The following is a 24058-nucleotide window of genomic DNA, read 5'->3' on the forward strand; positions in this document are numbered from 1 at the left end:
TGAACACCTCAGGGAAGAGTGACTCGTATACGGCCCAGCCGTTGGAGCACTCCTCAAGTACAATCGTCTCGCTTTTCCGATGGTACACATGCAGTTGCAGGCGATAAGAACTCCTGCCTGAAGGAGTGAATCCATGATGACCCCTCAGCCGCTCCCTAGGCGCACCTCTACACCCCCTCATACCCCCTCCCAGCCCGCAGGTGCAGCCACGCTGGGCCTGAGCGCGACCAGCACCCGTGACCTGCACCAAGCCATCGAACGCGGGCTCCCCACCACCTCCATCAAGACCTTTGCCGAGACGCTCCAACTCACGGTCAAACGCCTGCTGGAACTGCTTGACCTCAACGAAAGCACCTATCACGACAACAGGCGCCGCGGTGGGGTGATCAAAAATGGCCTGGTCAACCGTCACTTGATTGACATGGCCCGGGCTACCGAAGCAGCACGTAGTTACTTCGGTGATCTCCAGGCCGCGCAGCGGTGGCTGACCACCCCCAGCGCGACCTTCGACGGCAAAACGCCGCTGGAGTACGCCCGCTACCCAGGCGGAACGGAATACGTGACTACGGTGCTGGCCCGTCTCGAACACGGCGTCTACACCTGACGGGAGATTCAAGTTGCTTGTTCACCGAATCTGCAAGGCCCGATTTGCCAGTCGTGACCTCGAGCCTTTTGGAATCGGTGCCGCCCGCTATGGTGGCCGTTGGAACTCCGTCAACGAACTGCGGGACCGGCGACTGATCTACACCAGCAGCCAGCTAGCACTCGCCTGCTTGGAAGTGCTGGTGCACACCGGCGGGGTGGGCTTACGCAGTGAAGCCCATGTCCGGCTCACCTTTGAGCTGGACGCAGACGCTGTACAGGAACTGCCCCTCAAGGAGGTTGGCAGCGATTGGCGCAGCTTCTCCGAAACACCGCAAAGCCAGGGCGTGGGCGACGCCTGGTACGACGGGCTGACCAGTCCGGTCCTGCGTGTCCCCAGCATTGTGATGCCCGACGAGCTGTACAGCGCAGAAGTCGGCAATTACCTGATTCACGCCCGGCATCCCCGCGCGGCTCAGACCGTGCGCCTAGTCGACACCGTCCCCTTCGTCGTGGATGACCGCCTTCGGTAGTTGTGCACCGAGCGGGTTGACAGCGAAACCGCGCAGAACGTGGAGTGAATTGGACGTTCTCGACCACCGCAGCCCGACAAAAGCTTTCCCATCTCTATCCGTCAAACTTGACAGACCAAAGTTGACGCTCCACTAGTGGACAGCCACAGGCATGAGATGAGTTAGATTTAGGGATGGGACGCCAGAAGCAGTGGGTCGTGAAGCTGAGTGACGATGAGCGGCAACAGTTGACGGACATGACGCGCAAAGGTGTGCATAGTGCGCGGGTCATGACCCGCGCACGCTTGCTCTTACTGAGCGACCAAGGGCTTCTGGATCAGGATGTGGCGAAGCGTCAAGGTGTCAATGCGGCGACTGTGGCGTCCATTCGCAGGAAGTACGTTGAGGGCGGCCTGCAGGCCGCCCTGTATGAAAAAGCGCGTCCCAAGCAGCCTCCGAAACTGAATGCTCAGCAGACGGCGATCCTAATCGCCGAAGTCTGCTCGAGTCCCGATGGGCGGGAGAAGTGGACGATGCAACTGCTGGCAGATCGGCTGGTGACCTTGGGGGTGGTGGACAGGATCAGTGATGAAACAGTGCGGCGCACACTCAAAAAAACGCGCTCAAACCGTGGCAAGTTCAAAGTTGGTGTGTCGCCCAGGTAGGTGCGGATTTTGTCTGGCGCATGGAAGCTGTCCTAGACACCTATGCCCAACCTTATGACGCGTTGCGGCCAGTGATCTGCTTCGATGAAAAGTCCTATCAATTGCTTGACCACGTTCACGACCCTCTGCCACCCGTGCCGGGACACCCGGCACGGGTGGATCATGAATATAAGCGGTGTGGCACGGTGAATTTCTTTGTGGCCTTCGAACCCCTGACGGGTCAACGCACCGTTACCGTGACCGAACGGCGAGGGAATGCCGAGTTCGCGGCGCAACTCCAGGCGCTGGAGTTGCGCTATCGCAAGGCCGAGAAGATCACGCTCGTCCTAGATCAGCTCTCGACACACAGCCCAGCGGCGTTGTACCAACACCTTGCTGCAGAGGAAGCCCGACGATTGACCCGGCGATTCGAGTGGATGTACACGCCGAAACACGCCAGCTGGCTCAACATGGCTGAACTCGAGTGGTCAGCACTGCAACGTCAGTGTCTTGGACAACGCTTAGCCAGCAAAGAAGCCGTCGAGAATGAGATACACGTCTGGGAAGCCGACCGCAATGCGCGGTCAGTTCGCGTGAATTGGCAATTCGCAACACCGGCGGCTCGGGAGAAGCTCGGGCGGCACTACCCAGCACAAGAATAACTATAGACATGCCTGTGGCTGTCCACCAGGTGATTAGCAGGAATGGACGACGTGGGAGGTTCGTGGCGGGAAGGGTGGGCCCAGGGGAAGCGTCGTCTCAGGTCTATCGGCGGCGCAACAGCTGCGGCCTCAGTAGGTCACCAGCTTCACCCTCCCCCCAGGTCAGCCTGCTGGGCCAGATGGCGTAGCTCCGGGGTGCGCCGCTTGGCGGATGGCGGATGAGCAGTCCGGTCCGTAGACTCTGTTCAACGCCCGGGAGACACTCGAGGCCGACCTGAAGGATGGTGGAAGATTATGACGACGCTCAACTGCAAACCGAATCCCGCAACCCGCACCAATACGGTGAATGGGAACCGCGGCGGTAAGCGCGTCCGAATTCCCACCATGCGAGGACGGCCCGTCACCGGAAGAACACCCGTAACGGCCTGAGCGCCGCAAGACCACAAAGTCTCTTTGGCGCCATTGGGAGCGCAGCTGGCCCTCTTAGTCAGTGGGTTGCAGCTTCGACTCCTGCAAGAGGCACCACTTTTACCGTGCCACGCACAGGTGGCGCAGCTGGTAGCGCATCCGCCTGATATGCGGGAGGTCGTGGGTTCAACTCCCTCCCTGTGCACCACCCGCCCTCTTAGCTCAGCTGGTAGAGCAGCCGCCTTTTAAGCGGCGAGTCGCAGGTTCGAGCCCTGCAGGGGGCACCATCTGCACTGGTAGCTCAGTTGGATAGAGCGCAGGCTTGCGAAGTCTGAGGCCAGAGGTTCAAGTCCTCTTCAGTGCACCACCTCTACCAGGAGGAACGTTCACAGCAGTTCCCACACACCTGTAGCTCAGCTGGATAGAGCGTCCGGCTACGAACCGAAAGACCGGAGGCGGGGGTCCTTCCAGGTACACCACGCAGGGATGATGTAGCGGTTGCATACGGGCTTGCCAGGCTCGGCGCAGGAGTTCGAACCTCCTTCCTTGCTCCAGGTCCGAAGCGGACTTTTCTAGATAGCCCCACGCGCTCTCCACAGCGCACCGCCTTCTTTCCAGTGCGCGCCTGTCGCTCAGCCGGATCTGGAGCAGTTGCCTTCTCAGCAGCGGGTCGGGGGGTCAAATCCCTCCAGGCGCTTTCGACGCGGGGTTGGTGCAGCGGCCAGCATGCCAGGCTTCCAACCTGACGACAAGGGTTCGAGTCCCTTACCCCGCTCCACACGGACGTCGTTCAGCGGTAGAACGCAGCTTTCATACGGCTGATGTCACAGGTTCGACTCCTGTCGTCCGTATCACACGCCTCGTTGGCTCAATCGGTAGAGCGCCTGCCTTGTAAGCAGGGGGTTGGGGGTTCGAGTCCCTCACGAGGCTCCATCTACAGGCGGAGTTCAGCGGTAGAGCGTCGGTGTCACATCCCGAACGTCATGGGTTCAAAACCCTCCGCCTGTACCACTTTTTTGGCCAGTAACTCAGCGGTAGAGTGCCCGCCTGTTAAGCGGAATGTCCCTGGTTCGAGCCCAGGCTGGTCAGCCAAAAGAAAGACACCTGTTCCTGGGTGTCTTTTTTCTAGGACCGTACGGCCTATCTGGCAGGGCTCAACCGGTACCATCACACTGGACAGATCAGTCTGTTGATGGAGACCACCCAGGCCGCTGTTCAGGGCCAAGCACCACGGCACTCACCACCGCTCTGAGTCAGCGTTCAGAAGATGAGATGACTATTCTGTCAACCCTGCCCCTGCAGCGCTCTGCTGGACTGCTGCTCGGCATTGGCGCCAGCCTGCTGCTGTTCAGCAGTGTGGGCATGTTCAAGATTCCATGGCCGCTCGTCTTCATGACTTTGGTCTCAGCCCTGCTCTGGTGGACCAGACCCGCATTTGCGGCCCGGATGTTTCCTGGGCTGCTGATCCTCACGGCACTGTCCGGCTCGAACAACTTCGGCGTGGCGGTGATTCCCTGCGCCGCCCTGATCGTCACCATGCTGCTCAACCATCCACGCGCCGTCTCACAAGCAGTTCAGGCAAGGGAGCATCGGCTCCTGCTGATTCCAACCGGTGAAGGCAACGCAATTGTCATCCTGTGCAGGATGTGTTATGTTGCTAACATAATTAACGAGCAGGATTAGGAGGAAGCATGCTTTACCGCCATGGAGACGTTCTGGTGCAACGCGTCGATTACCTGCCAGCTGGACTGCCACGCCCGGGTACTGTCCTGGCCCGGGGAGAGGTGACCGGCCACAGCCACCGCTTCCGCGATCCCGCGACCGTTCAGCTGTATCAAGCGGGCCTGGACACCTACGTGCGCGTGCTGGCACAGAGCGCTGAACTGATTCACGAGGAACACCGGACCATCACCCTTCCGCGCGGTGACTACCGGGTGTGGATGCAGCGCGAGTACAGTCCGCAGGCCATCCGCCGGGTGATCGACTGATGGCCGGGAGCGTGCCGGACGTCATTCCTGCCCATGAGGCGCGGACGCGGCTGCTGGCAGGCCGCGTCACCGCTCCTCTGTCCTTCCGCGGCAAGCTCGATCTGAGCGGCGAGCTGGGCCTGACCCACCTGCCGGCGGGCCTGCGCGGAGACACCCTTGACGTCAGCGGCACGGGCCTGACCAGCCTGCCCGAGAACCTGCAGGTCGGTGAGCTGATTGCCCAGAATCTGCCGATCACCTGCGTCCCCAGCAGCCTGAAGGTGGTCTTCCGCCTGACTCTGGACGGCTGCACGCACCTGCAGGTCCTCCCGGCCGGACTGTCGGTGGGGGCCCTGAACCTGCAAGACTGCCTGTCGCTGGACCGGCTGCCGGAGGGACTGGACGTCTGCTTCCTGAACCTCAACCGCTGCGACGCGCTGCGCCACTGGCCACAGCAGGGCCAGATCCGCTACGGGCACCTGAGCGTGCGCGACTGCCTGTCTCTGGACCGGCTGCCGGACTGGCTGACGCAGGTGGCCCAGCTGGACGTCTCCGGTTGCCGGGGCATCACGGCCCTGCCGCCCAGCCTGCGGATCAGCGGCTGGCTCGACGTGGCCGGCAGCGGCCTGAGCGCCCTGCCGGACGGGCAGCGCGTTTCGCTGCGCTGGCGGGGCGTGCGCATCGACGAACGGGTGGCCTTCGAACCTGGGTCCCTGAGCGGCGCCGAGATTCTGACGCAGCCCAACACAGAGGTGCGGCGCGTGATGATGGAACGGCTCGGCTACGAACGCTTTCTGCAAGACGTCCGGGCGGAGGTGATCGACCAGGACCTCGATGCGGGCGGGGAGCGGCGGCTGCTGCGGGTCGAATTGCCCGAAGACGAGCCGTTCGTGGCCGTTCAGGTGGCCTGTCCGTCCACCGGCCGGGGGTACGTGCTGCGGGTGCCGCCCACCATCCGGACCGGGCAGGCCGCCTCCGCGTGGCTGGCCGGCTTCGACGACCCGGCGAGGTATCAGCCGGCCGCCGAAGCCTGAGGCCCGGCCATCAACTGCCGGGCCCGTTCCAGGTACGCGGCCGGGTCTGCCCACTGCGGCCCCTCAGGAATCCGGGCCAGCAGGCCGGCGCCGTAGATCTCGGCGGACTGCAGCTGCGGCAGATGAACGTAGCCGATGTGGCACTCGCAGTGGGCCCGGGTGCAGGCGCGCGGCTGCAACATCGCCTCCAGCGACCCGCTGTACAGGTTCCCGAGCGGCCGCTCGAGAAAATGGCAGCGCCGCACCGTGCCGTCTCCGTCCACGCTGATGGCGCTCTCCCCTGCCCCGCACCTCTGCCCCCGGACCGGATAGTGGCGGGTGTTGACCTCAAACAGCGGGTCGATGGCGCTCAGAAAGGCCAAGTCGGCGGCGGTGTAGTAACTGCCCCCCTGCCCTGTGCCCGGTCCGGCGCCTCCCTTGAAGGCATTGACCCACAGGTACACCTGTGCGGGCAGGGCCGAGCGCAACTCGGCCAGAGCGGCAAAATGGCTTTTGTGCCCCACCACGCCCACGCTGTAGCGCACGCCCAACGCGTCAAGCTCCGCGCAGCGCCCCAGGAACCGCTCCAGGCTCACCTCCCCGGGATGGAAGGTAGCCCACAGGCCCACCTTCGAACGGTCGGCGTCCTGCAACCAGTCCAGCCGGCCACTGAGGTTGGTCTGAATCGCCACCTGCTGCAGGTGGGCCAGCCGGCTGAGCCCGCTGATGGCCTGCTGGTAACGGGGGCGCACCAGCGCCTCGCCCCACGGCGTGAACAGCACCGACAGCGCGCAGGTCTGCGCCGCCACCCAGCCGGTGAAGCGGGTCAGGGCCTGGGCGTCGTGGTGATGCTGGGCCGGGCTTTCGGTGTGTTTGGCGAACGGGCAGTACGGACAGGCGTAATTGCAGCTGCTCAGGGGCCCGCGGTACAGGATGCTCAGGGGGGCCGCTAGCGCCATGCGTAGGCCTCACTGAGGCCCTGTACCGCCGCAGAGTAGAGCCAGGGACCCAGCGCGTCGGAGAGCTCCAGACCTGCGGGCGTCAGGGTCAGCGCCGCGCCGCTCTGGTGGGCCAGGCCCTGCGCGGCCAGTTCCCCGAGTTGGGGATAATCCGCCAGTGCCGAGGAGCCGAACGCCGCCCGGTAGGCGGGAAAACTCAGTCCGGTGACGTGCAGGAGTGACTGCAGCACGAAGCGGCGGCGCTGCTCGTCGGCGTTCAGCCGCGCGCCGTGCGTGGCCAGCTGGAAGTGCCCGTCTGGCCGGGCCACGAAGTCCTGCAGGATGTCCCGGACGCCCACCGCGCCGACGGCGTACTCGCTGGAGTAGTGCAGCCCGCGCGTGTAGGAGCGTGCCCCGCAGCCGAGCCCCACCATGCCGTCCAGCTGGCAGGCGTACTCGGGCTCGCTGCCCAGCGGCAACGCCGCGCGCTGAAACCGCCGCATCGAGGTCTGCACGTAGCCGTGCGCCTGCAAGAAATCGCGGCCCAGCCGGTAGAGTTCCAGCCGCTCGTCATCCCAGGTGCGTCCCAGGCGGCCGATGCCGGTCAGGGGCCGCACATACAGCGGATACAGGAACAGTTCTTCCGGCGACCACTGCAGCGCCTCACGCAGCGAATGCAGCCAGGTGTCCGGCGTCTGGTGCGCCAGACCGTAGATCAGGTCCAGGTTCAGGTTGGCGATGCCAGCCGCGCGGATCTGAGCCAGAGCCGCGTGTACCTCGGCGGTGCGCTGCGCGCGCCCCACGCTGCGCACCTCGCTTTCCACGAAACTCTGAATGCCGATGCTGACGCGGCTGACGCCCCGCTCGGCCAGCACCTGCAGGCGCTCGCGGGTCGCCGTGGCCGGGGACGACTCGACGCTGGTGGGCAGGGTCTCCGGGCGCGCGCCGAACACATCGGACAGCAGGTCGAAGACCCGCTCGAGCTCGCCGGCCTCCAGGAAGGTGGGCGTGCCGCCGCCCAGCGCCATCCGGGAGAACGATGCGTCTCCCAGCGCGCCGCGCACGGCGTGGGCCTGCCGGGTCAGGGCGTCCAGATAGGCGGCCTCCAGGGCCTGCGGCGCGCCTACCAGCGTGAACAGATTGCAAAACCCGCAGCGCATCTCACAAAACGGAACGTGCAGGTACAGAAAGAGGTTGCGCCGGTCCTCGGCGGCCCAGACGTCTTGCAGCGGCACCGGCGGGTCCAGCAGCCGGTAGGCCGTCTTGTGCGGGTACCCGTAGGTGTAGGCCTGATACGGCCCGCCCTGCAGGTGCGCGGTGAGGGTCATGCCTGCCCCCGCAGCAGCAGTTCGGCGTAGGGCACCGTCCACACCAGCGGATGGGCCAGGCGGTGTCCCCAGTAGCCGTCTTCTCCAAAGCAGGTGCCGTGGTCGGCGCACACCACCAGCAGGGCGTCCCCGCGGGCCTGCAGGGCGGCCAGCAGTGGGGGCAGGGCCGCGTCCAGCGTGCGCAGCGCGGCCCGCTGGGTGCTGGGCGAGTCGCGGCGCGCGCCTGGCACGTAAAAATGCGTGGGCGTATGGGTGGCAGACACGTTCAACAACAAGAATACCTTCTCCGGCAGTGCGCGCAGGCGTTCGGCCGCGACCCGCGTCTGGACGGCGGCGGAGCCGGGGTTCTTCACGCCCATCGCCGGGGACCAGTGGGCCTCGTGAAACAGGGCGGGAAGGGCCGCGCCCAGCGCTGTCTGGCCATTAAAGAATCCGGCTCCGCCAACACATACCGTGCGGTAGCCCCGCGCTGCCAGGGCCGCCGGCAGGGTGGCTTCCTCAAAGGCGAAGGTGAGTTCGCGCGTACTCCGGCTGCCCTCAAAGGCGGCGGCAAACAGCCGGGGGTGACGGCCGGGCCGGGCCGGCGTGGGCAAAAAACCGGAGAGAAAGGCGTGGTGCGCGGCGTAGGTAAAACTGGCAGGCGTGTGCCGTTCCTCCCAGCGGCCTCCGGGCAGCAGGGCCGCGAGGTGCGGCGTCTCCCCCGCCTCCAGGGCCGCCAGCGCCACATCATGCCGCAGGCTGTCCAGCGTCAGCAGCACCACGTCCACCTGCCCGATCAGGTCACGCACAGGCAGCATGCTGGTCCTCCTGCAGCGCCTGCAGTTCGGCCTGATAGGTATCCAGCCCGCCGAACAGCACGCCGCGGTGGTAATCCCCGAAGGCATTGACCTCCAGCACCGCCGCGCGCCGGAAGCCGGGAGTCAGCAACAGGTCCACGCCGCCGTACAGCGCTCCTGGAAACGCCGCGAGGGCCTGCTGCGCCACCTGCTGCACCTGCCCCCAGCGGTCTGCTCCCAGCGCGCTGATCAGCGCCGGCAGGTCACCGCGCTCATTGCCCAGGTGCAGGTTGGTGATCGGGCCGCGGGCCGACCGCACCAGGGTGTGCTGGGCCCGGCCGCCGATCACCACCACCCGCAGGTCGATGGTGCGCCCCCCGAAGTCGGCTTTGGGCAGCCAGCGTTCCACCTGCAGGCCCTGACGGGCCAGGGCGTCGATCAGGGCGTGGACTTCCGGCCAGGTGCTGTAACGCACCAGTGCCCGGGAGTTGTACAGCCGGCCTCGCTCCATCCGCACGGTGGTCACGGCGGCGACCCGCGCGCCGCTCCACTGCAGCGCCACCGCGCCGGAGGCACTCGAGCCGTAGGCCAGCTTCACGAACACCCTCGACCAACCGCGGGCCCGCGCCTGTGCCAGCAGGTCTTCTGCGCCGGATACCCGGTGCAGCGCGGGCGGCACCGGCACGCCCGCCGCCTCCAGCCGGGCGTGGGTGGCGGGTTTGTCGAACATGGCCAGGAGGTGCTCGGTGCGCTGCATGCGCCGGTGCGGCGCGCAGGTCTGAAGCTGGGCCTCCAGTTCGCGCAGCGCCCCGGCAAATCCGGCGTACCAGGCGTGCGTGGGGGCCAGCTCGCCGCCCGCGAGGTCTCCGGCCTCTTCGCCGCCGCGCCGGATCAGTTCCTGCTCGGTGTCCAGGTCCTCTCCCGGCGAGTCGAACCGGACCACGGTGCCCGGGCGGACCAGGTCTTCCAGACGCACCTGGCCCCGCAACAGGTCCAAGTAGGGCACCACCCGCACCTCGGGGCCGCCCGGCCCGGCGAGAGAGGCCTGTAAGGCGCGGGCGCGGCGGCCCGTGGGCGGCGCGATCAGCAGCAGATCAGCGGCATTCATTCGCCCAGGGCCACGAAGCGCCAGTCATCGTCCCGGTCCTGGTCGTCCCCAAGGTCCACCTCGGGGCCCAGCTGCTTCAGCTGCGCCGAGAGCTCCGGCGTGCAGTAGTGGTGCCGCAGATCGAGCCGGGTCAGGCGGCGCGTCCGCTGGCTGCCCAGCAGGGCCGAGGCGCCGTCGTCGCTCAGCGTGCCCAACGACAGATCCAGGGTGTGGAGGCTGTCCAGGACTGGCGCGTCCGCGATCAGCTGCGCGATTTCGTCCTGGTGGTCGCTGTTCTTGAGGCCCAGGTAGCGGAGCTTCGGAAACAGGCGGCCGTCCAGCAGCGGCGTGAGGTCTGCGGGGCTGCTGTCGGCGCCGTAATTCTCGGTGCCCAGGTACAGCTCCAGGTGCTCCAGGTTCGGCAGGCGCGCCGTCATCACCTCCCGCACGACACTGACCGGCAGGCCGCCTGCCTGAACGATCAGCGTCTGGAGGTTGCCGGAGTCCAGCTGCCCCAGGCTGAGGTTGTTGCCTCCCCGGACCCCCAGATGCTGCAGGCTGGGATACGCGGCCAGCAGCGGCGACAGGTCCGTGTTCATGATCCACGACACCTCGTTCTCCTCGTAGGTGATGTCGCCGAAAAACAGCGCCTGCAGTCCGGGCAGGCGGGCGTGGGCGCCCACCAGCACTTCGACGACAGCCGTCGGTTCGGTCTCGCTGTCGTCGGTGCTCCACCAGCCCACCACCAGGCCGCGGGTGGCCTCCACGCCCGGCAGCGCCAGAAACGCGCTGAATTTCTCTTCCCAGGACTGGGCCTCATCCCACTCCACACTGAGGCGGCAGATGGTCGTGGCCGGGTCGGGCAGCGGCTCACCCGGCGTCCACGCCACCACATCAAAACCGCCGAACGACGTTAAATGCTCACTGATGGTCATCTATTCTCCCAGGGCGACGTAGCGCCACTCGTCTTCGCTGCCCTGCTGACCAGAGACATCGAGTTCCGTTCCCTGCGCGGCGGCCCAGGCCTGGAGCCGCGCCACCATGCCGTCCGACAGCCAGTGGAAGTGGAGGTCGATGCGGTTCAGGTGGCCGAGCTGGGTGCTGTCCAGCAGCGCCTGTGCCCCCTCGTCCGTCAGGACGCCCATCGACAGGTCCAGCACCTCCAGCTGCCGCACCACTGGCGCTGAAGCCAGAATCTGCGCGATCTGGTCCTGGTGGTCGCTGTTCTTGAGGCCCAGGTAGCGGAGCTCCGGAAACCGTTGGCCGTCCAGCAGCGGCGTCAGGTCCTCTGCCGCGTTGCTCGCGCCGTACTCCTCGGTGCCGAGGTAGAGCTCCAGATGCCTGAGCTCCGGCAGGTCAGCCTGCATCACCTGCCGCACCAGTTCCGCCGATAAGCCGCCCGCCTCGATGATCAGGGTCTGCAGCGACGCTGCCCTCAGGTCCGGCAGTTCCAGCCTGTTGCCTCCCCGGATGCCCAGGTGCGTGAGGTGCGCGAAGGCGTGAACGAGTGGGGTCAGGTTGGCGTTCTCGATCCACGACACCTCACTTTCCTCCGAGGAAATGTCGTTGATCAGCAGCACGCACATGCGGGGCAGGTGCGGCGCGGCGGCCAGGAGGGGCTGCACCAGTTCACTGTCTGGGTCAGCGTCCATCAGAATATCGTTGGACCAGTAACCGACGACCAGTCCCTGCATCTGCGCGGCGCCCGGCTGTTGCAGGTACAGGCCGAGCAGCTCGGCCCAGGTCTGGTCGCCCTCATAGTCCGTGCTCAGGCGGTGAATCTGGGTGTCGGGATCTCCCAGAGGGTCGCCGGGGGTCCACTGCACCACCTCGAACCCACCAAAGGACTCGGTGGTGCCATACCTGCGACTCATTGCGGCCATGGCTGCAGTCTACTGGGCGCCGACACACAGGCGGGCAGCATTCGGGTGGCCACGGGCAAGGTCTACATCCCGCACAGCTGGAGCGTCAGCACAGGTCTGGCCATGGGTTGGTTGACGAACGTCTCAGGAGAACGGGTTTTCGTCCTTATAGAAAAGGGTCTGGGTGGAAAACCAACGGTTTTAACCGTTGGATGCAGAACCCAGCCACCCGTAGGGTGGACAGAGCGGAAGCGCCGCCGTGTTAGTTGCTGCTTGCAGCTGACCCACCCATCTGCCATTCTGTGGTTGTGTCAGACCAGTACAAACACGCCAACACTTCGGTGTACCTGCTGAACTACCACTTCGTGTTCATTCCGAAGCGGCGTCGGAAGGTTTTGGTGGGTGCGGTGGAAGCGCGAGTCAAAGAACTTTTGTTGCAAAAATGTACCGAGTTGAAGTGGGATGTGCTGGCCCTTGAAGTCATGCCAGACCACGTTCATCTGTTCGTGGCCGCCGATCCGAACACGGCCCCCAACCAAATGATGCACGCCCTCAAGGGGTATACGTCGCGGATTTTGCGTCAGGAGTTCCCGCACCTCAGCACCTTGCCCGCCCTCTGGACACGGAGCTATTTCGTGTCTACGGCGGGTGTCATCAGTAGCGCGATGGTTGAACGGTATATCGCCATGCAAAAGACGAGGGACTGAATGCTGAAAGCCTTTCGTTACCGCCTCAGCCCCACCAAGACGCAGGAAGCCGAGTTGCTCAATCAACTCCGGCTGTGCCGTCAGTTGTACAACGGCGCGTTAGAGGAACGGATTGGGGCATTTAAGAAAGCCAAAGTCACCCGGAACTACTATGACCAAGCGAACCTGCTGGGTGAAATCAAGGAGGCGTTGCCCGAATACAAGGGCGTCTATAGCCAAGTCTTGCAAGACGTTCTGAAGCGCCTTGAGAAGGCGTACAAGGCATTCTTCCGCCGCGTCAAGGCTGGGGAGAAAGCGGGTTTCCCTCGCTTTCAGGGCCGAGACAGATACGATTCGTTCACCTATCCCCAATCGGGCTTCTCAGTGGCCGAGGATGGACGCACCGCGTACTTCTCCAAGATCGGCAATCTCCGGCTGCGCCTGAGTCGCCCGCTGGAAGGCAAGCTCAAGACCGCAACCGTCATCCATGACTGCGGGGAGTGGTACGTCAGTTACGTCTGTGAGGTAGACGCTCAACCGCTCCCCAAAACAGGAAGCAGCGTCGGCGTAGACGTGGGAACCATGCACTTTTGCATCACTTCGGACGGTGAGTTCCACGATAACCCCCGCTTTTTTCAGAGCAGCATGAAAAAGTTGCGGGTGGCTCAGCGTTCGGTGTCGCGTAAACCCAACAAGCGCAGCAAGCGCAGAAGAAAAACGGTGCAGCGTGCGGCCAAGTTGCACCGGAAAGTCAGCCGCCAGCGGCTAGACTTCCATCACAAAGTGGCTCTGAAATTGGTTCGGGAGCATGACCTGATTGCCCACGAAGCCCTGAATGTTGGAGGAATGGGGCGGGGCAATTTGGCCCGCAGCATTCATGATGTCGGTTGGGCACAGTTTTTTGGAATCCTCGCTTTCAAGGCAGAATGCGCCGGGAAGCGGGTACAGGCGGTAGACCCCCGGTACACCTCGCAACGCTGCCATGCATGTGGGCATACCGAGAAAGCCAACCGAGTGAGCCAGTCACGCTTTGTATGCTGCAACTGCGGCCACACGGCAAATGCTGACCATAATGCCGCCTTGAACATCTTGGGTCGGGCAGACCCTTTGCCGCTGAACGTAGACGGTTGCGTCATGCGTGCGGCGAGAATCCAACTGCTTTAGCTGTTGGAGTGTCAACGAGAAGACGCCCCGCGTGCGCGTCAGCACCCACCTCTCCGAGGACCGCATGACGGATCACCGCAACTGGGTGGAGGGCTTCAAAGGAGAAAGCGGCGACGACGAGGAGAGCCGCGCCTGGTGCGACGACATGCTGCGCGGGCTGGGCGCCGAGCTGCTCCCTGAAGACGGCGGCCTGACCATCACGCTGACCCTGCCACTTCAGCGCCTGGCCGGCCTCACCGCTGACCTGGTCCATACGGCCCTCGCTGAGGTGCTGGACGAAACCTACTTCACCGTCACGGGCACGGGACACCCGTCAGAACCCCTGACGCCCCACGACATGGGCCAGGTGGCGTCTCAACTGCTGACCGAAATGAAGGAAGTGCTGAACTTCGAGAACGCCCTGAGTCAGGTCAGTACCGCGCTCAGCGAGAAATCCAGAGAACTGCGCATCCAGGGCTACAACGCAGACGCGGATCAGGCCTGTGCCGGTTGGGCCGCAGACGACGGTCCTTTCAAACACGGGCGCTTGAAAGCCTACTGAGCAGAACACCGGGCTGGTCCCTTCCGGCCAGCCCCCCAACAGGTGCCGCTGTTCCGGGCGGCGGGGGCCGTTCTGGTAGGCTGACCGCGTGCTGAAAGACGATATGGCGATTCATGCTGGGATACCCGAGAAGGCCGTGAAGGCCGCATTGCAAAAACTGAGTGAAGGTGAGGGGGACGTGACCTGGGACTTCGGCAAGGCCCGAACTGGCCGTCCAATCAAGGTATACTTCGAAGCGGAAACCATGCCGCAGATTCATTCGGCCAAACGCCGCCTGGAGCAGCTGCTGACCGAAGCAGGGTTTGACCTGTACCCCTGATGGATTCATGGCAGGGCTGCTGCCCGCTGACCAAGTGAACCAGACCAGGCTGCGGCCACCCGGCACCAGGCCCCGAACCTAGTCGTCCCGCACGGCTGACCACTTCAGCACCTGCTCCACAGGGAGCCAGTCGGTCCCGTAACTGTTGTAGTGGGCCACCTCAATGCGGCCGTCCGCACCGATCAGGAATTCAGCGGGCATCCGGAGCAGTTCGCCGTCGCTTTTCAGGGCCCCCACACCCATCATCTTGAAGCCCTGCATCATCGTGGGCAGGTTGCGCAGGTCCAGCGTGCCCGTCAGACTCATGCTCAGGCCGTACCGGTCATAGGTTTCGTCGTGCGGGTCAGCCAGCACCGGGTACGGCAGGCCCAGCGCGCCGATCCCGCTGCTCAGATCAGGTAAGGTGCTGCCCCAGATGCTGACCATCTGCACGCCGCGGGCGGCCAGGGGGCCATGCAGGCTCATGATCTGGGCGTGGTGGGGGTTACACATCGCGCAGGTGCTCTGGCGGTTGAAGGTCAGCCAGACGGGTTTGCCCCGCAGGTCGCTCAGCCGCGTTTCCCCGCCGCCCAGGGCGGGAAGGCAAAAATCAGGAGCGAGTTGCCCGGCCATCAGTTGCGGCGCCGCCTTGCGGGAAACGGCTGTGCCAGCGGGCCGCAGCACGCCCAGACCCTGGAGATGCACCACATTGCGGGTCAACACGTCCCAGCGCTGGCCCAGCCGCTCGGACATCTCGCCCAGGGTCAACCCGCGCAAGGCGGCCGTGTAGACCCGGTGGGCCGGCTCACCCAACCCGCTGGGCAGCGTCCCCAATGGAGAGGCATCAAACCGGTCTGAGGGGCGCAGCGCCCGCTCGGCTGTTCCCAGCTGCTCGGCATGCAGCTGGGCCGCCTGCACGCCCTCGGCGGCGCTGAAGCTGTGCAGCGTGGGCGGCGGCGAAGCGCCCGGAAAGGTTTTGGTCTGCACGGTGCCGTTGCGCCACGCCAGGGGCAGCAGGGCGGACACCACCCGCTGACGGTAGATCGCCGTCACGTCAGCGGAGGTGAGGTACCCCCGCTCGATCAGCAGCGACAGCGCGCCGAACAGGGACTTGGTCTGCTGCTGAACTTCAGCCACGGTGGCGGGATGAACGCCGTGCTGGGTCAGCGACACACTCCATGCGGGCAACAAGGGACTGCGAATGCCCATCACCTGGCCGCCGTAGAGCTGCACCGAGGTGGTGAGTCCTGGATCGGGAAACGCGAGCTGAAGGACAGTGGGTTCGTTTTGTTCGGCGGCCTGAGTGACGGCCTGGAGAGCAGGAACGATTAACACAGCCCAAATTAGGGGGAAATGAGACCCGGCAATTGCAGGGCATCTTGCACACCCCCCGCCGTCTCAGGAAATGTTCAAGGGAACGATCCCAGCCGCTCAAGCGCTCTGACCCGACCACGCCACGCCAGAACTCTCTGGCATCAGAACACGTCAGGCACGTTTCTGAACAACCATCCCTCTGCTCAACGCGCTGCCTCTACAGGAGACCCTCCATGACCCCCCCGATCCCGCAGGCCTCCCGGTTCGTCCTCAAGCTCAGTGCTGATGACGTCACCCAGCGGAACGACGCTGCCGCACTGACCGCCGTGCAACTCACCCGGCACGCCCTGGGGCTGATCGAAGCTGTTCCCAGCAGCGCGGCCCCCTACCGGCACCTGAGTACCCCACTTCAACTGGCGTCGATCCAGTACCGCAACAACGGCACCTTCGAGAACCTCACGCGCCTGGCGGACCTCTGGGGAAGCCTGCTGCTGCCCGCTCCAGAACCCAGGGTTCTGCCGCACCATGAGGCAGGCTCCGCTGTGGCCCGGGCTTCGCAGGCGTACCGTGCTCAGGCAGGCGTGGAAACCATGAGCGCCCTGCGGGATGCCTGGATCCATTACGCAGCGACCTGCACGCACGAATGGGCCTGCTTTCAGGCCGGAACGAACGCCGGAACCTGCAGCGGCGCGCATTTCAGGCGGCTCGACAGCGAGATGAACGGCTTCTGCCCGCACTGCGCGAAATTCAGTCCCGGAACGAACGCCTGAACGCAGCTGAGACGCTGTAGATCATGTGCGGAGCCTGACCTCGCCGCTGGGGTGAAGTTCACCAACAACTGCAGCAGTGCGTACAGCTTCGGCATGTACGCCGACTCGAACAACTTCTCAGTCCCTTCCGTCCACCGGGGAGCGCGGCATGTCACCTCGGCCCCCTGGTCAACGGTTCAGGTTATGGCGCCGTGCACCATTAGGCGTCACTGCGCAGCCAGGCATTCCGGGTGCACCTCCAGACCGGCACGCAGCTCACGGCCATCGAACAACAGGGTCATGCGCTGGCCGCTGACCTTGTCAACCTGCACCTTGAGCCAGCGTGCACGGGTCAGCCGGGCCTGCTGCGCCAGAGCGAACGGATCACGGACGTTCAGCACCCGCGGCCTGTGAACCAGGCTGCCGTCCGCCGCCCGGGGCTGCTGAACCCTGGAAATCCACAGTTCCTCCAGGAACCCGTCGTCCCAGGCGTACGCGACCTGCGGTCCCAGGTTCGCCCGGGCATCCGCTGCAGACCACAGCTCGCCCCGGGCATGAATCAGGATGGAATTGGTCCTGCAGTTGGCTTTTAGGTACGTCTTGCCGGCTGTGTCCGACCGTTCATGAGCAATGATGATCACGCCGGACAGGGGCGTGGTCGCCTGGGCACCGCCGGGGAGGAACAGCACAGCGAGCAGACGGGAAACCATAAGACGCAGCATCGCATGTCGGGATCACCCGGCGACAGGACCGTACCCGGGGTATTTTCGAGTTCCTCATGACCACGCCCCTCACTGAAGATCAGGCCCTCGCGCTGGCGCTGCGCAGCGTGCAGGGCACCCACAGCTGGTGGAGTTGGATGTCCATGTTCACCGCCGTCTCCACGGCTGTCCTGACCGGCAGTGCACTCATGGGGGACAAGACCCTGCTGTTTGCCACCATGGGCTGGGTTCTGCTCTCCACCTGCGCGGCGCTGCTGCTCGCCCCACGCATGCTGCGCCTCTACCCCAGGCCCAGCTGGATCAGTGAAGTGAGGCGGCCAGCGAACTTGACGCCTCTCCCTGTCCTACGCCGGTGCTCGCCGGCCTGAAAGACCGGCTTGAAGACCAGTCTGCCCGCAGCAAGCCGGCCCGCTGGTCTCTCGGTATCCTGCCCATCCTGGCCCTCATCTCCCCGTTCCTCTCGGAGCCGGTCATGGCCGCTGTGCTGCTGGCGTACGGCCTGCTGTGCCTGTCGGACCTGCCACGCCTGCACCAAGAGATCAGCCAGGCGCTGAGCGCCCTGCGTGAAACCCTGCTGCGCCGGAAGGACCGCGACCATCACGGCGGGCCGGTCGTCCGGCCCCGCGCGGCCCTCCCCCGCGCCGCCTGAGACCACCGGCCACCGGCTGAAGAAAACGCCTCACAGAGCACGAACTTCTGAGAGACCGGCATAATGCTGCCGCCTGCCGCCTGAACAGAGTGAGCACCTCAAGACGGGGTTGATCTTCCAGGCGCAAGAAACTTGTGAGCGTCCTCCTCATAGACTCCGGACTCATGGGGAAGACGAACAGCTCTTCACGCCGCACCTCGGGCCGCCCAGATGGAGGCGTACCCGGATGACCACTGCCCTGAATACCCCGTTCCCTGAGGCACCGTTCGATTTCCAGCTGCTGTTCGAGCATGCTGGAGTGGGCCTGCTCGAAATTGCTTTTGACGGCACCATCCGCCGGATCAACCCGGACGGCGCAGCGTTCTTTGGTCTTCCCGCTGACGCGCTGGCTGGACAGAGCGTCCTGAACGTCACCCATCCAGACGACATCACCCGCACCGTGGCCGCCCTTCAATCGGTGATCAGCGGAGAAACGAGGATGGCCGTCCTGGAAAAACGCTATATCCGCCCCTGCGGCGAGATCATCTGGTCGCGGTCCAGAGTCAGCCTGCTGCCCTCCCCCGGCGGCGAGCCCAGTTCGGTGGTGGCCGTCATCGCCGACATCACGGAACTCAAACGCGCCCAGCAGGACCTCGAAGCGCTGAACCTCTCCCTGCAGGCCACCCTCGAGGGCGGCCTGCTGGGCCTGGGGATCGCCTTGGAAGCCCGCGACCTCGAAACGTCCGGGCACACCCTGCGCGTGATGCAGTTCAGCATGCAGCTCGGCGCCGCCCTCGGCCTTCACCCCGAAACACTCGCCCAACTCAAGCACGGCGCCAGCCTGCATGACCTCGGCAAGCTCACCATCCCGGACGCCGTGCTGCTCAAGCCCGGCCCGCTGGACGCCAGCGAGTGGGCCATGATGCAGACCCACGCCGTGAACGGGCATGAGATTGCCTCCCGCATTCCGACGCTCCCCCGCGAGGCGCTCGCCGTGATCCGCTCACACCATGAACGCTGGGACGGCACCGGCTACCCGGACCGCCTGCGAGGCACGGACATTCCACTGCTCGCCCGCATCTTTGCCGTGTGCGACGTGTACGACGCCCTGACCAGCGACCGGGCCTACAAGTTCGCCTGGACGCAGGACGCGGCGTTGACTGAGATCGCGGCCCAGCGGGGGCGTCAATTTGACCCTGAGGTCGTCGACGCCTTCCTGACCCTCTTCCTTGACTGACCCCTGGAGCGACTGACCCCTGGAGCGTGCATCTGATGTGGACCCATCCCCTGTGGACATCCTTCTCGCTGTCCTGGGTGGGCAGCGCGCTCGCCGCCTTCGTGGTGTTCGGGCGTCCTCCGCTTTCCCTGTCGGTGCCGCTGGCCCTGCTGGCAAGCGTGCTGCTGCTCGCCGGCGCGGTGATCACCGTCCGGCGCTTTGCCCATCAGCATCCCCGCTGGGGTCTGGACGCCGTGTACGGGCAATTGCTGGGTCTCGAAACCCACCTGATGCTGCGCTGGATCATGCTGGGCATCGGCCTGGCGACCTTCACAGGCGGGCTGATCGAACCGAACACCCATCCGGTGGACCGCCTGATGGACCTGTCGCCGCTGTGCCTGATTGCCTCCAGTGCGCCGTGGATTCTGGAGAGCCTGCGCCGCCGTCCCACCCGGCCCATGCCGCTCCTGTGGGCTTTTGATCTGGCCGAAGATCTACCAGGCAGCCTGCAGAGCCGGCAGGTGCGCGGCGTGCATGTGGGGGAGAACGGCCGCCTGATCGTCGCGTGGGCACCGAACAGGTTCAGCCCGCCCGCCTTGAGTCTGCCCGTGCGGGGCGTGCGTGTCCAGAACGGCGAGTGGGTGACGACCCTCAGCCGGGCCGTAACGCACCGGTCGACTGGGGGAAAAACCTCGACCACCATTCATGAGTTGCCGCTCGTCCGGATCGCAGTGATCAGACCACCTAGACACGGCTACGACATCTGGCGGATTCCCGCCAGCGCTGGATCAGGCAGACTCTGATCCAGCGCTGCGGCGCCCTGGACAGGCATCCTTCTTCCTTTGACGAAAAATTCGCCTGCCTGCTTTCCGCAGCTTTCTTTTCACGTGTTGAGCAGGCTCCCTGAACGCGCATCCTGCTGTCCGGTTCCCTTCGAATCAACCTTCTCCCGTGCCCGGCATCCTGAACAGGCATCCTTCTCCTTCATCCAAGAATCCCGCCTGTTCGCCCTCTGGGCCTTTGTTCTGTCTCTCTCCTAATGGGCTGGCCCCCTGGAGACGCATCCTTCTACCCCAGACTGAAAATCTATTTTCGCGTCCCCTCTTTCCAGCCCTTTTCTGTTCGACCACCTGGCAGCTTCCTCCCCGCCACAGCAGGAGCGCTGCCACTCTTTTTGACTGTCACAACACGAGAAAAATCAACTGACCTGGAGGAATGACCATGACGACCCTTGCACCCACGACCGCTCTCACCCCCCTGAACCGCGCCGCCACGCTGCTGCGCGTCCTCGGCGTGATCGAACTGCCTGCCAAGCTGGGCACTGAGCGGCCCTCTGGACAAGAGGTCGTCGGGGAGATCCTGGCCACCGGCGCGCTGCCGACGCCGGCCTTGATCGACGCGCTGCTCTCGGCCAACCCCGATGCGCGCCGCGGCGCCCTGGCGTACGGCGTGCAGGCCCTGCGTGATGCCCGTGGTGACGCACCTTCACTACCGCAGCTGCGTGAATTTGCCCTTCACCAGACGGCGGATACCGGCGCCCTGTTCCAGGAGCGTCTGGCCGCGTGGTACGGCCTGGCCGCTGACGACGCGGAGCACTGCGCCATTCGTCAGGACCTCAACGTCCTGCCCGGCACCTGGGGCACTGCGGCACTGGGCGACAAAGGCCCGCAAAGAACGCGTGCCTGCGCGACTGGCATTCTGAGCTCCGCGACCCAGGGTGCCTGCGCCATCTGCCACATGCGTGTGGGCGACGCACAGGACATGCTCAGGGCCGCCGCGAAGGATCACATGCGCCGCGCCGACCGCCCTCTGCCGGCCCGCGGTGTGGATCTGGCCCCCGTAGGCCACGCCCTGGTGACGGCTCTCCAGGGCGCGCTGGAGCAGTTGGCTGCCGCGTCCACGCCTCCTTCAGACCAGGAGCGCAGCGACCTGAACACCGTGCTGCAGATTCTGCTGGACGAAGGGGTTACTCCGGAGCGGTTGATGGCTGGTCTGGTCGCCCGCGGGATGCCGCAGCGTGAGGTACGCGCCCTGGTGACGGGACAGCTGATTGCCCTGTCGGGTGACGCCAGCATGCTGACGCAGCTGCAGGCAGGCCTCGGCCTGCTGCCCACAGACCTCCTGCGTGTCCTGGACGTGTGGGGCGGTGGCAGCGGCACCCTGGCCCGCGCGCCCATCGAGCAGGAAACGAGCGTGCTGGGTCAGGCGTTCGTCCGCCTGGGGTACAACGTCACCCCGGTCAAGCGCCTGCTCGAACCCCACGTCCGCGTGCCGCGCCTGAGCCGTCCTCAGCGCCGCGCCATTCTGAGCGCCCTGGAAAGCAGCCTGAACGAACTGGCCGCCCAGGGCGTCAGCGGCCAGACCCTGGCCTGGGAAGCCGTGCACCGTCACGCCGAAGCCTTCAAGCGCGTGCTGCGCAAGCTGCACGTGCACGAGTGGGCGCGCCACTACCCGCATGCCGCGGCCCTCGCGGGTCTGCTGGCCGCGGGCGGGAAGGTGTCCCACCTGGGCCGGCTGCATCCTCAGGCCGCCGAACTGGCGCGCACTGTGGCGCAGCAGACCCCCGGGGAAGAGAACCGCGCCCGCAGCCTGATGGGCGGCGTGGAACTGGCGATGGGCAACGGCCAGATCGGCGACGCCGCTCAGTTGCTCGCCATCCGTTCAGGTCTGCTGGGCCGCAGCCTCGACCGCCTGCTGCGCGAGGAAAGCCGGGGCAAGGCTCAGGCTCCAGCGACCCTGGACGCCCTCACCGGCGCCGCCCCGCGCATGACGGCCGCCATGGTCGCCGGCCTGCACGCCCACGTGGAGCGCCGGGCCATTCCGGACAACGCGCGTTCCTTCCGCTCGCGGGGCAAGGCCACCGTGCGCGGGCTGGGCGACACCCGCCAGGTGCTGCACAGCAGCCTGATCGGCCAGGTGCAGAACCTGCTCGAAAATGAGCTGCTGCGCCGCGGCGCCGAGGCCTCTGAACTGGGCCTGCTGGAGATCGACCCGCAGGTGCTGGGCGTCCGCGTGGCCGCCTCGGCCCGCGCTTCATCCGGCGGCCTGGAAGGACTCGCGGCAGGCAGCACACTCCCGCTGACGCCGGAAGGCGCCGCTCCCGCCACGACTGCCCGCCTGTTCATGCACTGGGCCGAAAAAGAACGCGCCGGCTCCATTGACCTCGACCTGTCCGCCATGGCCTACAACGCCAGCGGCAAGGAAATCGCGCACTGCACCTTCAGCTCGCTGCGCCAGCCAGGTATGGTGCACTCCGGCGACCTGCGCAGCGCGCCGCTGCCCGTGGGAGCGACCGAATACATCGACCTGGATCTCGCTGCCCTTCGCAAGGCTGGTGCCACCCTGGTCATCGCTTCGGTCTACTCGTTCACCTCTATTCCCTTCTCGCAGATGGAGCGTGCCTCGTGCGGCCTGATGAGCCGGGTGGATACGCGGGGGGGCGCCCAGGAGATGGACCTGTCCACCGTGCGCCTGAAGTTCGAGCTGCGCGGCGAGCAGACGTCATGCACCCTGCTGGCCATTGACCTGCGGGAGCCTGGCCACGAGCAGGTGATCTTTCTCGAGCTGCCGGGAGACCGCGGCGGCTACCAGGTCATCGAGGGCGACCCGATGAACAACCTGGCCCTGCAGATCACCCAGGCCGGCCAGGGCATGCCGCTGACCCTGCTGGTGGCGCCTCACCTGGCCCGCGCCGCCCAGGTTCGCTGCGGCGAGCAGAACTGGATCCGCGCTGAAGGTGAGAGCCGCGAGGATTTCGCCCGGCGCGTGCAGCTGGCCCTGATGGACCGCGCTGAAGGGCGGATCCAGGGTGCAGACGCCGCGGGTGATGTTCAGGCGGGCCCGGGCCTGCTGATCACCGATCAGCCGCAGCGCGCCCTGCAGCCGGGGGACACCGTCATCACGCTGCGGCACGGAGTCACTCAGCCCAGTGGCGTCGCCGTACACGGACTGCGCGGTCTGCTCGATACTCTTTAAGCTTCTCTCCCTTTCGCCAGCGGGCCGGGAGAAGATCCCCGGCCCTTTTCGTACCGGGCTGAACCGCTCAGCCAAAGGACACACCCATGGACCTGAACACCCTGAAAGCCCGCCACCTGCAAGCCCGCAAAGCCTCCCGCACAGACGCGGACTCGGCCGCCACTGCCGCCGTCCTGAGCCGGGTGCTGGGCGACGCCGAAACCCAGGCCAAGAATAAGCCGGGCACCGCCCAGATCGACCTGATTGCCGCTGTCACCACCGCGCAGCGCACCTCACTGGAAAAAGAACTCCAGGACCTGACCCGCCTGGGGCGCGATACGGCGACCACCAGCCAGGAGCTGCCGATCCTGCAGGCGCTCAACGACGAAATCCTCACGCTCAAAGCAGGTCAGGACGCCGAGAAAGCCGCCTCGCTGATGTCCGAGGACGAGCTCGCGGGCGTGATTGCCCGCGCAGTGGCCAGCGGCGCGGACAACATCGGCGCGGTCATGAACGTTCTCAAGATGGACCACGCGGGCCAGTACGACGGCAGCGCAGCCAGCCGACTGGCGAGACAAGCCCTGCTTCCCAGGTAAATCAGCACCCATCCGCCGGGGCCCACACCAGGAGTCCCGGCGTTCCCATTCTTCCTGCTCTGTTGTTCAGCGGCGCCACTTCCTGCATCTGTGCTGATCCCAGATCGCGTGGCCTGGATCAATCCGATCTGAGGTTCACCCCTCCTGTGCCGAACACCCAGGCGGTACCCCTGCGTATCCTTCCCTCCACTGCCGCACCAATCGATCATCTGGCGATTGCGGCAACGCCGCCCAGCTCGAACGGTGCGTCGTGTCAGGATCACTTCCAGCCCCCAGACGGGCCGTTGGGCCGGGTGGCCCGTTCCTGCCACGCTGGGCTCAGGCACACCGGCGACGGTGATGAAGCCTGAACCTCCCTCCGCCCGGTCAACGCCAGTGGTCTCGCCAGCACCTGGCAGGACGCCTGCTTCA

General features: G+C 65.5%; 25 protein-coding genes, 10 tRNA genes and 1 pseudogene. 28 read left to right on the forward strand and 8 right to left on the reverse strand.

Features of this window, described 5'->3' with window-relative positions; translation table 11 throughout:
* Positions 1-133: 133 nt before the first annotated feature.
* The 17 genes and pseudogenes from M1R55_RS19680 (at position 134) to M1R55_RS19760 (ending at position 5809) form a co-directional block, all read left to right on the forward strand.
* Positions 134-604 carry an antitoxin Xre/MbcA/ParS toxin-binding domain-containing protein gene (locus tag M1R55_RS19680; protein WP_249395130.1) on the forward strand — a complete coding sequence of 157 codons (471 nt, stop codon included), beginning with the start codon at positions 134-136 and terminating at the stop codon, positions 602-604.
* 13 nt (positions 605-617) lie between these two features.
* Positions 618-1115, forward strand: a complete 498-nt coding sequence (locus M1R55_RS19685; RefSeq protein ID WP_249395131.1) for an RES family NAD+ phosphorylase — start codon at positions 618-620, stop codon at positions 1113-1115.
* Positions 1116-1288: 173 nt separating this feature from the next.
* Positions 1289-1759, forward strand: coding sequence for a helix-turn-helix domain-containing protein (locus M1R55_RS19690; protein ID WP_249395132.1), 471 nt, complete (start codon positions 1289-1291; stop codon positions 1757-1759).
* Between the two features lie 5 nt (positions 1760-1764).
* A pseudogene (locus M1R55_RS19695) lies at positions 1765-2400 on the forward strand (IS630 family transposase); the annotation flags it as partial.
* 447 nt (positions 2401-2847) lie between these two features.
* Positions 2848-2925 (forward strand) — tRNA-OTHER (locus tag M1R55_RS19700).
* Positions 2926-2940: 15 nt separating this feature from the next.
* Positions 2941-3016, forward strand: a tRNA-Ile gene (locus tag M1R55_RS19705).
* Positions 3017-3019: 3 nt separating this feature from the next.
* Positions 3020-3095: transfer RNA gene (locus M1R55_RS19710), tRNA-Lys, on the forward strand.
* A 3-nt stretch (positions 3096-3098) separates the two neighbouring features.
* Positions 3099-3175 (forward strand) — tRNA-Arg (locus tag M1R55_RS19715).
* A 113-nt stretch (positions 3176-3288) separates the two neighbouring features.
* Positions 3289-3362 (forward strand) — tRNA-Gly (locus M1R55_RS19720).
* A gap of 67 nt (positions 3363-3429) precedes the next feature.
* A tRNA-Arg gene (locus M1R55_RS19725) sits at positions 3430-3505 on the forward strand.
* 6 nt (positions 3506-3511) lie between these two features.
* Positions 3512-3586, forward strand: a tRNA-Gly gene (locus tag M1R55_RS19730).
* 1 nt (position 3587) lies between these two features.
* Positions 3588-3659, forward strand: a tRNA-Met gene (locus M1R55_RS19735).
* 6 nt (positions 3660-3665) lie between these two features.
* Positions 3666-3741 (forward strand) — tRNA-Thr (locus tag M1R55_RS19740).
* Between the two features lie 84 nt (positions 3742-3825).
* Positions 3826-3900 (forward strand) — tRNA-Asn (locus M1R55_RS19745).
* 180 nt (positions 3901-4080) lie between these two features.
* The gene (locus M1R55_RS19750) at positions 4081-4491 is read left to right on the forward strand and encodes a hypothetical protein (protein WP_249395133.1); all 411 of its coding nucleotides are present in this window, start codon (positions 4081-4083) and stop codon (positions 4489-4491) included.
* Positions 4492-4499: 8 nt separating this feature from the next.
* A complete protein-coding gene (locus tag M1R55_RS19755) occupies positions 4500-4796 on the forward strand; it encodes a hypothetical protein (RefSeq protein WP_249395134.1) in 297 nt (98 codons plus the stop codon).
* 11 nt (positions 4797-4807) lie between these two features.
* Positions 4808-5809, forward strand: a complete 1002-nt coding sequence (locus M1R55_RS19760) for a DUF6745 domain-containing protein (RefSeq protein WP_249395135.1) — start codon at positions 4808-4810, stop codon at positions 5807-5809.
* Here the strand turns inward: M1R55_RS19760 and M1R55_RS19765 are convergent.
* From M1R55_RS19765 to M1R55_RS19790, 6 genes are read right to left on the reverse strand one after another with little or no spacing between them, the layout of a single operon-like run.
* A complete protein-coding gene (locus M1R55_RS19765) occupies positions 5788-6747 on the reverse strand; it encodes an STM4011 family radical SAM protein (protein WP_249395136.1) in 960 nt (319 codons plus the stop codon). The genes M1R55_RS19760 and M1R55_RS19765 overlap by 22 nt on opposite strands.
* Positions 6738-8054 carry an STM4012 family radical SAM protein gene (locus M1R55_RS19770; RefSeq protein ID WP_249395137.1) on the reverse strand — a complete coding sequence of 439 codons (1317 nt, stop codon included), beginning with the start codon at positions 8052-8054 and terminating at the stop codon, positions 6738-6740. The genes M1R55_RS19765 and M1R55_RS19770 overlap by 10 nt, the downstream gene beginning before the upstream one ends.
* Entirely contained in the window at positions 8051-8851 is an 801-nt protein-coding gene (locus M1R55_RS19775; protein WP_249395138.1) for an STM4013/SEN3800 family hydrolase, read from the reverse strand. The genes M1R55_RS19770 and M1R55_RS19775 overlap by 4 nt, the downstream gene beginning before the upstream one ends.
* A complete protein-coding gene (locus tag M1R55_RS19780) occupies positions 8835-9938 on the reverse strand; it encodes an STM4014 family protein (protein ID WP_249395139.1) in 1104 nt (367 codons plus the stop codon). The genes M1R55_RS19775 and M1R55_RS19780 overlap by 17 nt, the downstream gene beginning before the upstream one ends.
* Positions 9935-10852: an STM4015 family protein gene (locus M1R55_RS19785; RefSeq protein ID WP_249395140.1), complete on the reverse strand. Its 918-nt coding sequence runs from the start codon at positions 10850-10852 to the stop codon at positions 9935-9937. Before M1R55_RS19785 ends, M1R55_RS19780 begins: the two co-directional genes overlap by 4 nt.
* On the reverse strand, positions 10853-11800 hold the full coding sequence (locus M1R55_RS19790; protein ID WP_249395141.1) for an STM4015 family protein: 948 nt from the start codon (positions 11798-11800) through the stop codon (positions 10853-10855).
* 287 nt (positions 11801-12087) lie between these two features.
* On the opposite strand from M1R55_RS19790, the gene tnpA reads away from it, so the two are divergent.
* The 4 genes from tnpA to M1R55_RS19810 all read left to right on the forward strand — a co-directional run bounded on the left by tnpA (position 12088) and on the right by M1R55_RS19810 (position 14489).
* Positions 12088-12486 carry an IS200/IS605 family transposase gene (gene tnpA, locus M1R55_RS19795; protein ID WP_249395142.1) on the forward strand — a complete coding sequence of 133 codons (399 nt, stop codon included), beginning with the start codon at positions 12088-12090 and terminating at the stop codon, positions 12484-12486.
* A complete protein-coding gene (locus tag M1R55_RS19800) occupies positions 12487-13629 on the forward strand; it encodes a transposase (RefSeq protein WP_249395143.1) in 1143 nt (380 codons plus the stop codon). It begins immediately after the preceding gene.
* Between the two features lie 31 nt (positions 13630-13660).
* On the forward strand, positions 13661-14170 hold the full coding sequence (locus M1R55_RS19805) for a hypothetical protein (protein ID WP_249395144.1): 510 nt from the start codon (positions 13661-13663) through the stop codon (positions 14168-14170).
* An 88-nt stretch (positions 14171-14258) separates the two neighbouring features.
* Positions 14259-14489, forward strand: coding sequence for a hypothetical protein (locus M1R55_RS19810; RefSeq protein WP_249395145.1), 231 nt, complete (start codon positions 14259-14261; stop codon positions 14487-14489).
* 78 nt (positions 14490-14567) lie between these two features.
* Here the strand turns inward: M1R55_RS19810 and M1R55_RS19815 are convergent, their stop codons facing one another.
* Entirely contained in the window at positions 14568-15803 is a 1236-nt protein-coding gene (locus M1R55_RS19815; RefSeq protein WP_249395146.1) for a peroxiredoxin, read from the reverse strand.
* A 212-nt stretch (positions 15804-16015) separates the two neighbouring features.
* Between M1R55_RS19815 and M1R55_RS19820 the strand changes: the two genes are divergently transcribed.
* Positions 16016-16552 (forward strand): hypothetical protein, encoded by a 537-nt coding sequence (locus M1R55_RS19820; protein ID WP_249395147.1) that lies wholly within the window; start codon positions 16016-16018, stop codon positions 16550-16552.
* Positions 16553-16758: 206 nt separating this feature from the next.
* Here the strand turns inward: M1R55_RS19820 and M1R55_RS19825 are convergent, their stop codons facing one another.
* The gene (locus M1R55_RS19825) at positions 16759-17241 is read right to left on the reverse strand and encodes a hypothetical protein (RefSeq protein ID WP_249395148.1); all 483 of its coding nucleotides are present in this window, start codon (positions 17239-17241) and stop codon (positions 16759-16761) included.
* A gap of 68 nt (positions 17242-17309) precedes the next feature.
* On the opposite strand from M1R55_RS19825, the gene M1R55_RS19830 reads away from it, so the two are divergent.
* The 6 genes from M1R55_RS19830 (at position 17310) to M1R55_RS19855 (ending at position 23647) form a co-directional block, all read left to right on the forward strand.
* Positions 17310-17621 (forward strand): hypothetical protein, encoded by a 312-nt coding sequence (locus tag M1R55_RS19830; protein ID WP_249395149.1) that lies wholly within the window; start codon positions 17310-17312, stop codon positions 17619-17621.
* Entirely contained in the window at positions 17606-17902 is a 297-nt protein-coding gene (locus M1R55_RS19835; protein WP_249395150.1) for a hypothetical protein, read from the forward strand. The genes M1R55_RS19830 and M1R55_RS19835 overlap by 16 nt, the downstream gene beginning before the upstream one ends.
* Before the next feature lie 226 nt (positions 17903-18128).
* Positions 18129-19118 (forward strand): HD domain-containing phosphohydrolase, encoded by a 990-nt coding sequence (locus M1R55_RS19840; protein ID WP_249395151.1) that lies wholly within the window; start codon positions 18129-18131, stop codon positions 19116-19118.
* A 35-nt stretch (positions 19119-19153) separates the two neighbouring features.
* A complete protein-coding gene (locus M1R55_RS19845) occupies positions 19154-19900 on the forward strand; it encodes a hypothetical protein (protein WP_249395152.1) in 747 nt (248 codons plus the stop codon).
* A 418-nt stretch (positions 19901-20318) separates the two neighbouring features.
* On the forward strand, positions 20319-23072 hold the full coding sequence (locus M1R55_RS19850) for a TerD family protein (protein WP_249395153.1): 2754 nt from the start codon (positions 20319-20321) through the stop codon (positions 23070-23072).
* An 86-nt stretch (positions 23073-23158) separates the two neighbouring features.
* Positions 23159-23647, forward strand: coding sequence for a GatB/YqeY domain-containing protein (locus M1R55_RS19855; protein ID WP_249395154.1), 489 nt, complete (start codon positions 23159-23161; stop codon positions 23645-23647).
* Positions 23648-24058 lie beyond the last annotated feature (411 nt).

It is taken from the genome of Deinococcus sp. QL22 (assembly GCF_023370075.1).
In the GTDB taxonomy this organism is placed as follows: Bacteria; Deinococcota; Deinococci; order Deinococcales; family Deinococcaceae; genus Deinococcus.